At 36.1% G+C, this 15,093-nt stretch carries 15 protein-coding genes; 13 read left to right on the top strand and 2 right to left on the bottom strand.

What is annotated here, in order from left to right; genetic code table 11:
• Positions 1-2 precede the first annotated feature (2 nt).
• The 3 genes from J2Z26_RS20220 to J2Z26_RS20210 all read left to right on the top strand — a co-directional run bounded on the left by J2Z26_RS20220 (position 3) and on the right by J2Z26_RS20210 (position 2,049).
• Positions 3-800, top strand: coding sequence for an ABC transporter permease (locus J2Z26_RS20220; protein WP_319638028.1), 798 nt, complete (start codon positions 3-5; stop codon positions 798-800).
• Between the two features lie 142 nt (positions 801-942).
• Positions 943-1,158: a hypothetical protein gene (locus J2Z26_RS20215; RefSeq protein ID WP_193535053.1), complete on the top strand. Its 216-nt coding sequence runs from the start codon at positions 943-945 to the stop codon at positions 1,156-1,158.
• Between the two features lie 387 nt (positions 1,159-1,545).
• On the top strand, positions 1,546-2,049 hold the full coding sequence (locus J2Z26_RS20210) for a DoxX family protein (RefSeq protein WP_193535052.1): 504 nt from the start codon (positions 1,546-1,548) through the stop codon (positions 2,047-2,049).
• A 51-nt stretch (positions 2,050-2,100) separates the two neighbouring features.
• Here the strand turns inward: J2Z26_RS20210 and J2Z26_RS20205 are convergent, their stop codons facing one another.
• Positions 2,101-3,210: a metal ABC transporter solute-binding protein, Zn/Mn family gene (locus J2Z26_RS20205; RefSeq protein WP_193535051.1), complete on the bottom strand. Its 1,110-nt coding sequence runs from the start codon at positions 3,208-3,210 to the stop codon at positions 2,101-2,103.
• A 355-nt stretch (positions 3,211-3,565) separates the two neighbouring features.
• On the opposite strand from J2Z26_RS20205, the gene J2Z26_RS20200 reads away from it, so the two are divergent.
• The 10 genes from J2Z26_RS20200 to J2Z26_RS20155 all read left to right on the top strand — a co-directional run bounded on the left by J2Z26_RS20200 (position 3,566) and on the right by J2Z26_RS20155 (position 14,403).
• The gene (locus J2Z26_RS20200; protein ID WP_193535050.1) at positions 3,566-4,570 is read left to right on the top strand and encodes a permease; all 1,005 of its coding nucleotides are present in this window, start codon (positions 3,566-3,568) and stop codon (positions 4,568-4,570) included.
• Positions 4,571-4,585: 15 nt separating this feature from the next.
• Positions 4,586-5,521 carry a TIGR03943 family putative permease subunit gene (locus J2Z26_RS20195; RefSeq protein WP_193535049.1) on the top strand — a complete coding sequence of 312 codons (936 nt, stop codon included), beginning with the start codon at positions 4,586-4,588 and terminating at the stop codon, positions 5,519-5,521.
• A gap of 275 nt (positions 5,522-5,796) precedes the next feature.
• A complete protein-coding gene (locus J2Z26_RS20190; protein WP_193535048.1) occupies positions 5,797-7,464 on the top strand; it encodes a ribonuclease J in 1,668 nt (555 codons plus the stop codon).
• Between the two features lie 146 nt (positions 7,465-7,610).
• Positions 7,611-7,793: a hypothetical protein gene (locus J2Z26_RS20185; RefSeq protein WP_193535047.1), complete on the top strand. Its 183-nt coding sequence runs from the start codon at positions 7,611-7,613 to the stop codon at positions 7,791-7,793.
• Positions 7,794-8,351: 558 nt separating this feature from the next.
• Positions 8,352-8,879 carry a hypothetical protein gene (locus J2Z26_RS20180; RefSeq protein ID WP_209794418.1) on the top strand — a complete coding sequence of 176 codons (528 nt, stop codon included), beginning with the start codon at positions 8,352-8,354 and terminating at the stop codon, positions 8,877-8,879.
• A gap of 26 nt (positions 8,880-8,905) precedes the next feature.
• Positions 8,906-10,048 (top strand): FAD-dependent monooxygenase, encoded by a 1,143-nt coding sequence (locus J2Z26_RS20175; protein ID WP_227413636.1) that lies wholly within the window; start codon positions 8,906-8,908, stop codon positions 10,046-10,048.
• 138 nt (positions 10,049-10,186) lie between these two features.
• Entirely contained in the window at positions 10,187-11,278 is a 1,092-nt protein-coding gene (locus J2Z26_RS20170; RefSeq protein ID WP_193535045.1) for an endospore germination permease, read from the top strand.
• Positions 11,259-12,743 (top strand): spore germination protein, encoded by a 1,485-nt coding sequence (locus tag J2Z26_RS20165; RefSeq protein WP_193535044.1) that lies wholly within the window; start codon positions 11,259-11,261, stop codon positions 12,741-12,743. The genes J2Z26_RS20170 and J2Z26_RS20165 overlap by 20 nt, the downstream gene beginning before the upstream one ends.
• Positions 12,743-13,882, top strand: a complete 1,140-nt coding sequence (locus J2Z26_RS20160) for a Ger(x)C family spore germination protein (protein WP_193535043.1) — start codon at positions 12,743-12,745, stop codon at positions 13,880-13,882. The genes J2Z26_RS20165 and J2Z26_RS20160 overlap by 1 nt, the downstream gene beginning before the upstream one ends.
• A 26-nt stretch (positions 13,883-13,908) precedes the next feature.
• The gene (locus J2Z26_RS20155) at positions 13,909-14,403 is read left to right on the top strand and encodes a YfbM family protein (RefSeq protein WP_193535042.1); all 495 of its coding nucleotides are present in this window, start codon (positions 13,909-13,911) and stop codon (positions 14,401-14,403) included.
• A gap of 137 nt (positions 14,404-14,540) precedes the next feature.
• Here the strand turns inward: J2Z26_RS20155 and J2Z26_RS20150 are convergent, their stop codons facing one another.
• Positions 14,541-14,963: a DUF1284 domain-containing protein gene (locus J2Z26_RS20150; RefSeq protein WP_193535041.1), complete on the bottom strand. Its 423-nt coding sequence runs from the start codon at positions 14,961-14,963 to the stop codon at positions 14,541-14,543.
• Positions 14,964-15,093 lie beyond the last annotated feature (130 nt).

Here is a 15,093-nt window from a genome sequence, read left to right as displayed (position 1 = left end):
AGGTGAGATCGATTGTGAGATATATTAAATTGTATTTAGAATTTGTGAAGCAAAATTTTAAAGTAATGCTTGAGTATCGAGCGGATTTTTTGATAGGGTTTTTCTCAACCTTCTTACTTCAGGTCGGTGGAATCTTCTTTATATGGGTTATTTTTGATAACATCGGTGACATACAAGGCTGGACGTTTTATGAGGTTACATTGATTTACGGAATGTTAACACTTGCAAAAAGTATCAATCATATCTTCTTTGATAACCTGTGGGTGCTAGGTCAGCAATATGTTAGGCAGGGCAAGTTTGATGTATTGCTATTAAGGCCGATTTCACCTCTGTTTCATTTGGTGGCTGATAAGATTCAACAAGACGGGTTTGGAAACCTGGTGATTGGCATTATCCTTGTCACGAAATCAGTGATGGAGTTAGGGATTGGATTTACAGTTTTGGATTTCTTCATGATGCTGGTGTTTGTGATTAGCGGTGGCTTTATCTTTGCTGCGATTAACTTAATTACGACAACGACCAGCTTTTGGTTTGTTGAAAGCAATATGTTCATGTGGAGCACATTTTCACTATCTGAATTTGCATTATATCCACTAGGAATCTATCATAAGGCAATTGGTATTTTACTAACATGGCTAATTCCATATGCCTTCGCAAGCTATTATCCAGCAGGCTTTTTCTTGGATAAAGGACCAATCATGATGAGCTTGCTAACACCAGTGATAGCCGTAGTACTATGGTTCATTGCTCTCCGTGTATGGAACTTTGGCATAAGTAACTACTCGAGCACTGGATCTTAAATATGTCTTTTGGGGCCTGACCCCCGGCGCGTTAAAGCTTTAACGGACTGGGGGTCAGGCCCCATATGGATAAAAGGGGAATTATTACAAGTTTATGGTAACAATAATCACTAATAACTCTTTTTTACATGAGGTGAAGTATATGGCTTGGCTACTCGTATCACTACTTGGATTACTAATCATGGTCCTTAATATTAGATATCACTATAAAGAAACAGAAGATAGCAACAGTAAGGGTAAGCAGTGGTTCGTAACCCTCTTTTTTTTGCTGATTTCGGTAGGAAGTCAAGCATCATTATTATATTTAGGGTTATTACTAGTCTTGTTCGGACTCGTAATGGCAACTGGATTGCTTTAAGGGGGAGGATAATACCAATTATTTGGAAATACTTAACTAAATCACTAAATTACTTAATTTTAGCCATGAAATACTTACCAATATAATTAAAATACTTAAACTAAATCCCATAATACTTATCTAAAAAAGTAAAATACTTAATTAAGAACGAAACAAACGCTAATAACGAACTTATATCCCATCCCTAAGCCCCTCAGAATCCTTTCTCTCTTATACAGTAAGTGATTAAACCCCGATTAATAATGCCATTTTTCCCTACTGGAAAATCAGGAAAAACCAACCATATTTGGGCTTGTTTATGTGATAAATCTCACATTTATTAACACAATTTTCATCTATTCTTTAGTTAAGGGAAAACCTTACAAACTCAAAGAAAAGGTGATTTAAATGGTTGTTGATTTCTTAAGAAATAATCGCATTGCATCTGGTATCTTGCTGGTTTTAAGATTGTATCTAGGGTGGTCATGGATGGTCGCGGGATGGGAAAAGGTAACTGGGGATTTTGATGCAGGTGGTTATTTACAAGGAGCAGTAGGGAAAGCAACCGGGGAACATCCAGCAGTTCAAGGATGGTGGGCTGTGTTTTTAGAAAATGTAGCGATTCCAAATGTAGGTCTTTTTAATATACTCGTTTCATGGGGAGAATTATTAGTAGGTATTGCACTATTACTTGGTACATTTACAACGTTTGCGGCATTAATGGGTATTTTAATGAACTTTGCATTCTTGTTCTCTGGAACTACGAGCACAAACCCACAAATGGTCTTACTAACGATTTTCATTTTAGTAGCAGGTGCAAATGCAGGGAAATTAGGTCTAGATAACTGGATCCTTCCAACATTAAAAAATAAATGGAAAAAATCTACGCGAGATAAAACAAGAGCAATCTAATCTTACCTACAAAAAAAAGCCCACATACTTAGTATGCGGGCTTTTAATCAACTAGTTTAGAGCAGTTCTCAGAGTTTCAATATTTTTTCTCATTAAACTAAAATAATCTTCATTGTTCTTTACGTCGTCTTCCGAAATAGATTCAAGGTTATTGAGGTAAAGAACATCTGCTCCAATTTCATTTTTAACAACATCTGATATTTTACTAGTTACATTTTGTTCAAAGATAATGTAGGTTAAGTTATTTGCTTTCGCTGTTTCAATAATTTTTGTTAATTGTTTTTGTGATGGTTCTTGGGTTGGTGACAAACCAGTTACAGCAATTTGTTCAATGCCATAGCGTGCTTCCCAGTATCCATAAGCTGCGTGGGCTACAAGGATTTTCTTATGAGCTGCCTCGTTGATTACACTACTAAATTCAGTATCTAACTTTTCTAGTTCTGCTTTTACCGTCAGGAAGTTCTGTTCAAACTCATCTTTTGCTTCTGGTTTTAATTCTACTAAAGCATTTTTAATGTTTTCAGCCATTTTGATTGCGTACATTGGATCAAGCCATACATGTGGATCTGTGTCGCCATGATTGTGGTCTTGGTGTCCTTCTTCGTTAGCATGCTCATCTGTATGTTCTTCATCAGAATGGTCATGAGCGTGTTCATCTTTATGTTCCTCATCAGAATGTTCATGGTCGTGCTCATCCTTATGTGCTTTCTCATCGTGACTGTGTTCATCGTCATGGGCATGCTCATCTTCTGTTTCTGCATGTTCCCCATGTGCAAGTAATTCAATACCATCTGCAGCCTTTACTAGCATTACTTTTTCTTTTTCTAAAACTTCAGAAGCTGCTTCAACAAAGCCTTCAATTCCAGCACCACTGTAAATTAGTGCATCTGAACTTGCAATATGTGTCATAGTCTTTGCTGTTGGCTCATATGAGTGTGCATCCACATTTGGTGGGTAAACATTTTCAACTTTTACATGCTCGCCACCTATTTTCATCGCAAAATCATACAGTGGAAAAATCGTTGTATAGATGGTTAGGGGAGTTATATTACTTGTCTCTTTTGTAGTATCCTCTTGTTCATTAATAGTTGCTTTTTCATTTCCACATCCGTATAAAAACATAGAAATGATAAGTAATAGAATGGTAAGTTTGTTTTTCATTTGTTTCTCCTCTCAATATTTTCGGAATGATTACGATTTATAATCCGGGATTGTTTTTTTAAATAGAGTCGTTAATTAGTATATATCGTAATAGTTTCGATTTACAGAATATATATTAAAACAATTTAGAAGTTATTACAAGTAGTATTTTTTCTAGTAAACTGTTACGCTTTTATTTACATTGGCGTATGTATGCTTTAAAATATAAAACGTAATAATTACGATTGAATTTCGATCACAATGACTATCATAAACTAAGACGACACCTAAATTCAAGAGAAATCTACTGGAATTTATTTAAACTTTCTACATAAAGTTGACGTCTTCGAAAATCTGAAACATATAGGAGGAATCCATGAAACGGACACTTCGTGGCAGCATAATTGATATTACTGGAGTTCTACTTATCATTTTTGTTTTGCTAATGCTCACTCCAGGGATTGGTGGATCAAGTTCATTAGCGATACCACCTTCAATATTAAACTTAAATATGATTTTTCTTAGTATATTAATAGAAGCCTTGCCATTCGTTCTCATCGGTGTTTTGATTGCAGGTTTAATTCAAATCTTTATAACAGAAGAGCATATTCAACGCTTCATTCCAAAAAATAAATATATGGCTGTTGTAATGAGTTGTGTAGTTGGGGCTATATTCCCTGCTTGTGAATGTGGGATTGTACCTATCGTACGAAGACTTATCTCTAAAGGTGTACCAATCTATGCATCAATGGGTTTTATGTTGACAGGACCACTGATTAATCCTGTTGTTATTGCATCTACTTATATGGCTTTTGGAAATAATATTGAAATTGCAGCTTTAAGGATGGGATTAGGGTTCTTAATCGCGTTACTTATTGCCTTAGTTGTAGGTTGGATTTTTAAAGGAACTCAATTTAAGAAATCTATTGAGATGCAAGTAACTCATCAACATAGTCACGGACCTAAAAAATCGTTTGGTGATAAATTTTGGTCAATGCTAACACATTCAATTGATGAATTCTTTGATATGGGGAAGTTTCTTGTAATTGGAGCTTTTTTAGCAGCTGTTTTACAAACCTATATGCCAGCAGAAGGTTTGTTAGAGGCTGGTAGTGGACCAGTTACTTCGTTATTAGTTATGATGGGACTAGGGTATATTTTATCACTATGTTCTGAAGCAGACGCATTTATCGGTGCATCTTTTAGTAACTTGTTTCCACAACATTCTATTTTAGGTTTCTTAATTCTTGGACCAATGCTTGATTTGAAAAATACATTAATCATGTTAAGTGTTTTCCGTTTTAAATTTGTAATGGGGATGCTCGCATTAATATCGTCTATGGTATTTATAACGTTGATGGTTGTCCAAAGTATTCTATAGGGGGAGGAGATATGTATGCAATTTCATTTTCAACAAGCTCTTAGAGCATTGATTTTAGTAGCATTCTCCGCCATGATCGTTAAGCTTCATTTGACAGGAGATATTACGAAGTATATTAATCCTAAATATGACTTTTTAAGTCAGTCAGCTGCAGTTTTATTTTTTATATTGTTTTTGATTCAGTTGGCTAGGGTTTGGACTGTTAAAGAAGAGGATGATCATCATTCTTGTAGTCATGAAGACCACCACTGTTCTCATGACCATGGAACTTCATCTTTCTCAATGAAGAAATTTATTTCTTATTGTATTCTCGTAACTCCCATTCTCACAGGTTTTGTCTTTCCTGCAAAAGTCCTTGATGCTTCAATTGCTAGTAAAAAAGGGGCGATGGTGTTGCTTTCTAGTCAGCAACAATCTGTGCAAAATGATAGGGATGAAGCTGAATCGGCGGATTCTGATGAAGTATTTGAGGGTGAGGATTCACTTTATGACCATGAAGCCGCTGAACCCATAACAATGGGTGAAACAATCTCAAATAAAGAGTACGAAAAAATCATTGAAGAGCTTCGGAATAGTACTGATATCATAATGGATGATTATGTTTACAGCACTTATTATGAAGAGATAAGTAGTGACTTAAACCATTATAAAGGTAAAAAAATGAAGCTAAACGGATTCGTATATAAAGAAGAGGGGTTTGCTGAGAAACAATTAGTTCTAGCAAGATTTTTAATCACACACTGTGTGGCTGATGCAAGCATTGTTGGCTTTTTATCGGAAATGCCAGAGGCATCTAGTATAGATGTCGATACATGGATTGAGGCAGAAGGGGTTTTAGAGGTTACTACTTATAATGGTGTTGAAATGCCTGTACTGAAGATTACCCATTGGGAAAAAATTAGTGAGCCAGAAGAACCTTATTTGTATCCAATAAATGTGAAATTATTATAATGTAAAAAGAGGAGTTGCGTTTAGCGCTCCTTTTTTGTATTAATTGGGCAAAGTTAGATAGGGAAATTATTATATCGAATATCCCGATGTTTTCCACGTCTCAAAGTATTGGTAAATGAGCATTAACCCTTTCTAAGACCTCAAACTTTTTCATAACGTATGCCTTCTTCCTAGAGCAATTTCACAATTAATATCTTATTTTCAAGAGGAAATTATCAATTAATTTTTTAAAAAGGGTCATACTAAGCATATTATGTATGCTTGGAGGGGATTTTGTGAGCAAGAACGAAAACGCACTATCAATTTATGCTCTTGGTGGACTAAATGAAGTTGGTAAAAATATGTATGCCATCGAGTGTAATAACGAAATTCTTGTCATTGACTGTGGGAATAAGTTTCCTGATGAAAGCTTACTAGGGATTGATTTAATCATCCCAGACATGACTTACTTAGAAGATAATCGGGAGAAAGTCAAAGGACTACTTGTTACCCATGGACATGAAGATCATATTGGTGGTATTCCTTATTTCTTAAAGAAGATTAATGTTCCAGTGTATGGTACTCGCTTTACTTTAGGATTGATTGAGCTAAAACTAGGTGAACATAAGCTCTCAAGAGAGACGGAGCTTAAAGAAATCAACTCAGAAACCAATTTATCTTTTGGTAAAATTAATGTTAGCTTTTTTAAGGTAAATCACAGTATTCCTGATTGCCTAGGAATTGTGTTTGACACACCTGAAGGAGTGATTGTACATAGTGGCGACTTTAAATTTGACCTGACACCTGTGAATAATCAATATTCGGATATTCATAAGATGGCTGAAATCGGAAAAAAGGGAGTCCTGCTTCTATTATCTGAGAGTACAAATGCAGAACGGTCTGGATCGACTCCATCTGAGAAGAATGTTGGTGCACATATCGAGGAGGCTTTTGTGAAGGCTACTCGAAAAGTGTTATTATCAACCTTTGCTTCAAATATTAATCGCGTTCAGCAGGTTGTAGATGCTTGTATAAAAACGAATCGAAAACTTGCGCTGTTAGGACGGAGCATGGTGAATGTAGTTGATGTTGCGATGGAGCGTGGATATTTAGATGTACCAGAAGGAATGCTGATCGATCAAAATGAAATTAATGAACTTCCGCCTGAAAAAGTAGCTATTTTATGTACTGGTAGCCAAGGCGAGCCGATGGCAGCATTGGCACGATTATCTACAGGAAATTTCCGAGGGGTTGAAGTTTTACCGGAGGATACAGTAATTTTAGCAGCAGGACCTATTCCTGGTAATGAAAAGAATGTTTCGCAAGTAATAGATAATTTATACACTCTAAGAGCCAATGTTATTTACGGATCAGGTAAAGGGATGCATGTGTCAGGGCATGGTTACCAGGAAGATTTAAAGCTTATGTTGACCTTGATACAGCCAAAGTACTTTATCCCAATTCACGGCGAATATCGTATGCTTTATCATCACCGTTTGCTTGCTGAGTCTGTCGGGGTGGAACAAGAAAACACATTTGTTATGGGCAATGGTGATGTTGTTGATATTAATGATGGTATAGCCCGCCAAACGAGGGAAATTCATGCGGGTAATACGTACGTGGATGGAATAGGTGTTGGAGATGTTGGAGAAGTTGTGTTACGTGACCGTAAGCAGCTTGCCGAAGATGGAATGCTTGTTATCATTTTAACAATGAGTAAAAGAAATGGTAAATTGATTTCAAATCCTGATACGATTACTCGTGGTTTTGTTTATGCTAGGGATTCAGAGGAGCTATTACGAGATGTGAACAAACTTATCACTAAAACCGTAAATGAGCTAGAACATGAACGTAAGCGTCAATGGGGTGACATCAAGCACCAATTGAAAAAAACAGTTGGTCAGTACTTATTCCAACATACTAAGAGAAAACCGATGATTCTACCGATTATAATTGAAGTGTAATTTCTTGAAAAATGCAGGGTATTCGTTTAGAATCCCTGTATTTTTTTGTTGGGCTATAAATAGTGAAAAATAAATGAAAAAGAGCTTAAGATTAAGCTCTTTTCAATGGTACACTATAAGGAACTACATAAGGTGGAGGCAGTTAAGTGGAGATTTCAATCATTCAAATCATTCTATTAGTAATTATTGTTTTAGCTATTATTGGGTCAATTTTAGGCTGGTTAAATACTCGTGCGATTTTGAAAGAATTACAAGATATTAAAAGAGAACTAGGAATTAAGGACGTTCGAAAGCCTTCTATTTTTGACAATGATTTAGATAAGGATTAACTAAAGGTAACAAGCATGGTTGGTACATAGGTGTAAAGCGTATAGGAAACAATAGGTACCTGAGGTGATGACTATGGTTGTTTTCCTACTGGTATTCTTTCTTTCAATTGTTATGCTGGTGACTTTTTGGAGATTTCTAAGGAAAAAAGATACATTTGAGAGTGTCTTCCTCTTCCTGTTTTGTTCATTTATCTGTCAGCACATTAATTTCAAGTTATTTTCTGCCTACGATAGACTATCAGTAGTTCAGGAATTGTTCCCAAGATTGGTCAGTTATTTACATTTCGGGGTCATTTTACCCGTTATTTTAATTTGGATACTTTATGCTTTTAGACTTCAGTTAACATGGTTTATTAAAGGTTTGTTTACATCTCTTTGGATTGGGCTTGATATTCTCTCTAAATACTTTTATATAATGATAGGGGTATTAGAATCTAAATCAGATTCTTGGTATCCAACCGTCGATTTAGGTATTTCACTGGGTATTATCATCTTGTCTTCTTTCTTTGTTAGGAAGTTTCATTCTATTCTAATAAAAGAGAGGATTGTTGTTCACTGATGAAATTTCTTGAGTTGTTAGAACCTATGACGCCAAAAACCTTTGATAAAAATGAAGTATACGTAATTGCTATCATGCTATTTATATGGATGTTATTTTTTACTATTCATAAAAAGGAACGGCGGTTACTATTAACAGAGATTGTATGCATCTATATTTTCAATGTATTATTTGCTACGGTTGGAGATCGGATACTAGCAGAGCCACCACTTGATTTTTATGACACGCTTGATTATGGCCATGGTGAGTTTTATGACATCGTTTTGCAGCTTTGTGTCTATCCTTTACCAATACTTATTTTGATACATTTTTATCGTAAGTACAAGCCTAGAATAGTTACCTACACTCTTTTATGTGCTTGTATTCTTTCTGGACTAGAATGGATTTCCGTTCAGTATTTCAATCTGTTTCAATACAAGGAGTGGAAAAATTTTTATTCATTTCTATTTTATATTTTTGCAGTACTGACTAACATTCTTTTAAGCATTTTGCTAAAGAAATTTATAGCAAACCGTCAAAATAGATAGATTTCTTAAAAGGGGAGGTTGATGGTTTGAAAAAGGAAGCAATTATCATTGGTGCAGGTATAGGTGGATTATGTACAGCCATTGCTTTACAAAATAAAGGGTGGAATATTTCTGTTTTTGACAAAGCTACTGCACTGACTGAAGTAGGGGCAGGGATTGTGTTGGCGTCTAATGCACTACATGCTCTTGATAAACTTGGTGTTGGCCACCTAGTTCGGGCAAGAGGAGCCTCTGTAGGACGAGCAGAGATTCGTACTTGGCATGGTGACCTACTTGTAGACTTTTCAACATCGGAGCATACTGAAAGCTATCTTATCAATAGAGGTATACTACAACAGATTTTATTGGATTCATTACAAGCAGGGACATCTATTCAGTTAAACACAACTCTCGTAACCATAAATCAAAACGATGAGAAAGTTGAAGCTGTTCTCTCTAATGGAGATAAGATAGTGGGGGATGTGCTTATCGGTGCGGACGGCTTTCATTCGGTAGTAAGAGAGCAATTATTTGGTGTAGACGAACCTAGGTATGGCGGATATACAGCTTTAAGAGGAATTTGCAATTTTAATGATTCAAACTACGCAACAGAGCACGGTGGCGGCTTCGAGGCTTGGGGTCGCGGAAAAAGGTTCGGTTTCTCACATATTGGTCAAGGGAAGGTGTTTTGGTTTGCAGCGATAAACATGCCTCAAGGTATAGAAATCCGAAAAGGCGAGAGGAAAAAGGTAGCTTTACAAGCTTTTGATGGCTGGTATAACCCAGTCGAAGCTGTTATAAAAGCCACCGACGAGTCAGCTATATTGCATCATGATATCTTTGACCGCAAACCAATAGCACAATGGAGTAAAGGAAAAATAACATTGGTGGGTGATGCTGCTCATCCCATGCTTCCAAACTTAGGGCAAGGCGGAGCACAAGCTATGGAAGATGCAGTCGAACTGGCTAACTGTTTATCTACTCCTCATCCAGTTGCTGAATCTTTACGTATTTTCGAAAAGAAGAGAATACCGCGTACAAATAAAATAGTCACACAATCGAGACGAATGGCTAGGCTTGTTCAGATGGAAAATCCCTTAGCTATTAAAGCGAGGAATCTAGTGTTTCAAATGGTTCCATCAAGTAGACTATCGGGACGTTTACGTTGGCTGGTTGATTATAAGGTGTAAGATCTATTTTTTAAAAAACCCACTAACGCTTGGACATCCAGGCGTTTTTTTATTGAAGATAACTATTTATCCATATATAGATAATTTTTCCTCTTTAATCACATACTATTCCCATCTGAGGGAGGGAGGAGAGAAAATATGTCAAAAATAGGAGGGTATCATCTATTTGCCATTATCCTGTTATCAACAGGGCTGATGAATCATGTTATCATTGTCCCTCTATTATTAGTTCGTTCAGGACGTGATTCTTGGATGGTAATTCTATTAATAGGTACTCTCTTTTTACTCCTCAGCTTACCTTTGCATTATATTCATAAGAAATCAAACAGTGAGCCAATCTTTTCTTGGGTTGAGTCAAGGCTAGGAAACAAGATGTCTGTTTTTCTCTCATATGTATCGGTCTTTGTTTTACTCCTTCTATCGATGGTTACTTTAAAAGACACGGTTACATGGGTGAAATATTCTTATCTGCCAGATACACCAGTTGTTGTATCAACTATTCTTTTACTCCTCCTTTGTTGTATTAGTGCTTATTATGGATTGGGGACCATTGCGATAAGCGCAGGGTTTATTTTCCCAAGTATTATTATCTTAGGTCACTTTGTTATGGCTGCAAATCTCCCCAAAAAGGATTATAGCCTACTCTTCCCATTATTTGAAAATGGGTATGGAACCATAGTACAAGGAGCCTTTGTCGTCGCCGGAGGTTTGTCGGAGCTAATTATTATTCTCTTTTTACAGCACCATTTAAAAAGTAGACTTAAGTTATGGGTGCTCTTTCTCTTAGCTTTCATGCTAATGGGGCTAATTATTGGCCCAGTTACAGGAATTATCTCAACATTTGGACCTTACGAGGCCAGTGAATTGCGATACCCAGCTTACACTTTATGGCGATTGCTCCAAATCGGAAAATACATTACAAATGTCGATTTTCTCGCTTTATATCAATGGTCATCCGGTTCATTCATTCGCCTGTCCCTCACCTTTTTACTGGTGATTGAACTTATTGGAATTAAACAAATAAGAGCTAAACTAGTGATGTTAAGTGCTCTGTTTGTCCTCATGCTTGTTACTGTATTACTTCCTATAAGTGATAATCAGCTACTTTATCTTATTCATACGTATTACTTTCCCATTGTAGTAGGGTGGTTCTTCCTATTGTTGACCGTTTTTGGCATTGTGAGTTTCCTATCAAAAGAGGTGATACAACATGATGAAAGCAAACAATAATATCGAAGATGTTCCTATGCCCATAAAAGTGGAGGAAGGCTACTTTAAGGAAGTATTCAAAAATTGTGGAGATGTAAAATTTGAAACCTATACACTAGGTCTTAAAGCAACAGACTACATTTTTATCTATACAGAAGGATTAATTGCTTCTGATAAAATTAATGAAATTATTTTGCCTAGCCTAAGCAAAATGCAGACAAATCAAGACGGAAATGTACAAATAACCCATAGATTACTTCAAATTAACCCTATTGAAGTTAAAACTGCAAAAGATATGACTGACGTGATTACAAAAATTTTTTCAGGGGAATTAATCTTATTAACGAATGAAGAGCTGTATTCAATAAACATCGCCAACCCTCCTATTCGTACTCCAGAAGAATCGAATACAGAATCGTCTATTAGAGGACCACGTGATGGATTTATTGAGGATATTACAACGAATATTGCTCTCATACGAAAGCGTTTGAAAACTAAATCACTTGCTGTTGAAAATTTTGTCCTTGGCACAAGGAGTAAAACGAAAGTTTCCTTGCTATATGTTTCGGATGTGATAGATAAGTCAATCGTTGACGAAGTAAAGAAGAGGATTAACAATATTGAGATCGATGTGGTAGTTAGTAGCAGTGAGTTAGAGGAACTTTTAGCAGATAGAAAGCTTTCCTTGTTTCCTTTAATTGATTACATTGGTACTGCAGATTTTGCGGTTACATCTTTAATTAGAGGAAGGTTTATTGTGATCATTGATGGTGTGCCGAATGTATTAATTGGTCCAACCAATTTGTTACATTTGTTAAAATCACCTGATGATGCCCATTCACCATTCTATATTATTGCATTTCAGCGCTTACTACGATTAGTAGGGATTACTTTAGCTATCTTTCTTCCAGGGTTTTGGTTATCTGTTTCCGTTTTCAATATGGATCAAATTCCTTTTCCGTTACTTGCTACAATTACGGTGTCTAGAATGGGACTTCCTTTTTCGGCGACAATTGAATTACTTCTTATGCTTGGTTTATTTGAATTGTTTCGTGAAGCCGGGATACGTCTTCCAAAGGCAGTTGGCCAAACCGTTGCGGTAGTAGGAGGATTAATAATCGGAGAATCAGCAATACAAGCAGGAATTACTTCTCCAACGATGCTTGTTGTTACAGGTGTAACTGTAGTGTCATCGTTTACACTAGTTAATCAATCTTTAAATGGTACTGTTGTACTTCTAAGGTTCTTTGTCGTCATTCTATCAGCCTTTTTAGGGATGTTTGGATTTATCATGGCTCTTTTATTTATCGTTCTTTATCTATCAACTATTAAAAGCTTTGGGGTTCCATATCTAACCCCAATTTCTCCACTTGTTTTAGAGGAATTAACTGGTGCGGTTTTAAGATTGCCATGGTCGAAATTAAGAAAACGGCCAGAATCACTAAGAGCTGTAAACACTACAAGACAAGGAGATGATACCCCGTAATGAAAAGAGCTCTATATCTTTTCTCGTTTATATGTTGCCTCTTACTTCTTACTGGGTGTTGGGACGCACACGACTTGCAAACTGAAAACCATGTGTCCAGTTTAGGATTTGACTACAAAGAGGGAAACTATATTGTGTATGCACAATTGTTTAGCTTCGGTAATCTTGCCAAGCAAGCAGGTACACCTTCTGGGAAACCGTCTGTATATATAGGAAAAGGAGAAGGAAAAGCCATCCTATCAGCAATTGATAATCTTGTCAGTAACTCTCATTTACGGCTTAACTTCTCTCATGTAAAGACAATTGTTTTATCTGAGGAATTTTTGGAACATGGGGAATTTGATAAGTTGATAGATGGTATGACGCGGAACCGACAGCTTCGTCTGAAACCTTATATTTATGGTACAAAGGAAAAGGTAGAAGACATCCTGACTATCTCAGGATATTTTAACTTACCGCCAATGTATACCAACTTAGTGATGCCAGAAGATCATTTTAAGCAAAGGTCTCATATTCCACCAATCATGCTACATGAATTTATCATTGATATTTATGAACCTGCTACTACGGTTCAACTGCCTTCTGTAAAGATTACAACAAAGTGGAAAGAACAAGGCAAAGAAACTGAAGTGGTAACATTGGATGGGATTTATGCTATTGAGAAAGGGAGATTAAAAGGGTGGCTTTCGGAAAGTGAACTTAACGGTAAACGCTGGCTGAATGGAGATTATAATAAAAGCTTGACTACATTAGAATCGAATAACGAGTTGACGGTTGTTCAAATATTCAAACCTAAGGGGAAGGTTGTAATTAACACTACAAATCCCCTCAGTTTTAGATTACATCTAACAGGAAAAGGTGCCATTATTGAACAGGGAAATAAATTGGCTGAAAATGCAATAGAGAAGGAATTGAACAAAGTCATTACAAGAGAAATTGAGACCACTTTCACAACAGCAATTGCGCAGGGAATTGACATTTACAATGTTAAAGAAAAAATCTATCGTTCCAATTTGCAAGGATGGAAAGAGATTCAAGATAATCAAGTAGAATTGACGAGGGAATCATTAAAGGACATTGTCATTGATATTGAATTAACGCATGCTGGAGATCGAAAGATGAAGAACAAGGGATATTAATTAGTATTGGTGATGGAGGAATGATGATGGGAATGATTGCAACATTTTTTAGAGTGCCAAACACACTATTGACTCTGATCAAAGCGGAACCCAATAATATCGAAGAACTTGTTTTAGACTCAGATGATGTTCAAGATACAGCACTAGATATAGATAAATCATGGCATGGTATATATTTTCTTTTAACAGGTGAACCTGATATAGAAAAACCGATTGTTTCATTTGTTGGAGAAGCTATCCTCGGGGGTACAGCAGTTGGTGAGGATTTTGGGTATGGCCCCATGCGTTATCATGAACCAATAACTGTTCAGAACCTTTATCGTGAATTACAAAAAATCACTCTGAATAATCTCTCAGACCGTTACGATATCAAGAAATTTAATGAGAATAAGATTTATCCAATGAATGGTAAATGGAGTCTGGAAGATAGAGATTACTTAGTTGAGAATTTTGAATTTCTGCTAGGATTTTATAAAAAGGCGGCTGAAGAGCAGGAAGCCATTTTAGTTGTTATTGAATAACATTATAGCCAGATTATTATTTATAAGTTTTATTAATGAAGTAGTAAATATATAAAAAAGGCTTAGATGAGCATAAAATTTCAGAGGAAACCATGAAATTTTATGCTTTTTCAAATGGTTATTACTAGAGGTAGAATTTACTTAACCTCTCTTAAGCCCCTTCCTTCAAGAATATCTTGAATTCCTTCTTCACAAACTCCATATGATCGCCAGTTACAGGTTTCACAAACATGTTGAATATCGGAGGGGATGACATGCTTTTGAACGCTTGATTCAATTTCCTCCCATTTCAATATTTGTCCAAGTTTTAGTCCCATTTTTTCTAATATAGCAGCATCTCTTACATAAATATTTTCATCTTCACAATGGTATGTATCCGGATCAGAATCAGGGTATTTTTCACACAACTGATCGGGGCCCTTTACTAGTTGAACCAACGTTTTGGGATTATCTCTTAAGGTTTGATGCAAGCGAGTCATATTCTCCACATATTCTTCGGAATAACCCATTCCACGATAGCCAAGAAGGCAAAATAAATGATGACCTCGAAGCTTATACATAATTATCCCCCATTTTCAAAAGTACATGTTAACCGTTAACTAAACTTCAGGTGTAGTTAACACATTTATCATAACATAATCTATTAAACTTCCCAGTGTTTTGAAAAGGAAAAAGTGATAAATGGTCGAA

Origin of the sequence: Cytobacillus luteolus (genome assembly GCF_017873715.1) — a bacterium.
GTDB lineage: Bacteria > Bacillota > Bacilli > Bacillales > Bacillaceae_L > Bacillus_BV > Bacillus_BV luteola.
Note: the sequence above shows the minus strand (reverse complement) of the source record. Positions and strands in the feature narration are given on the sequence as shown.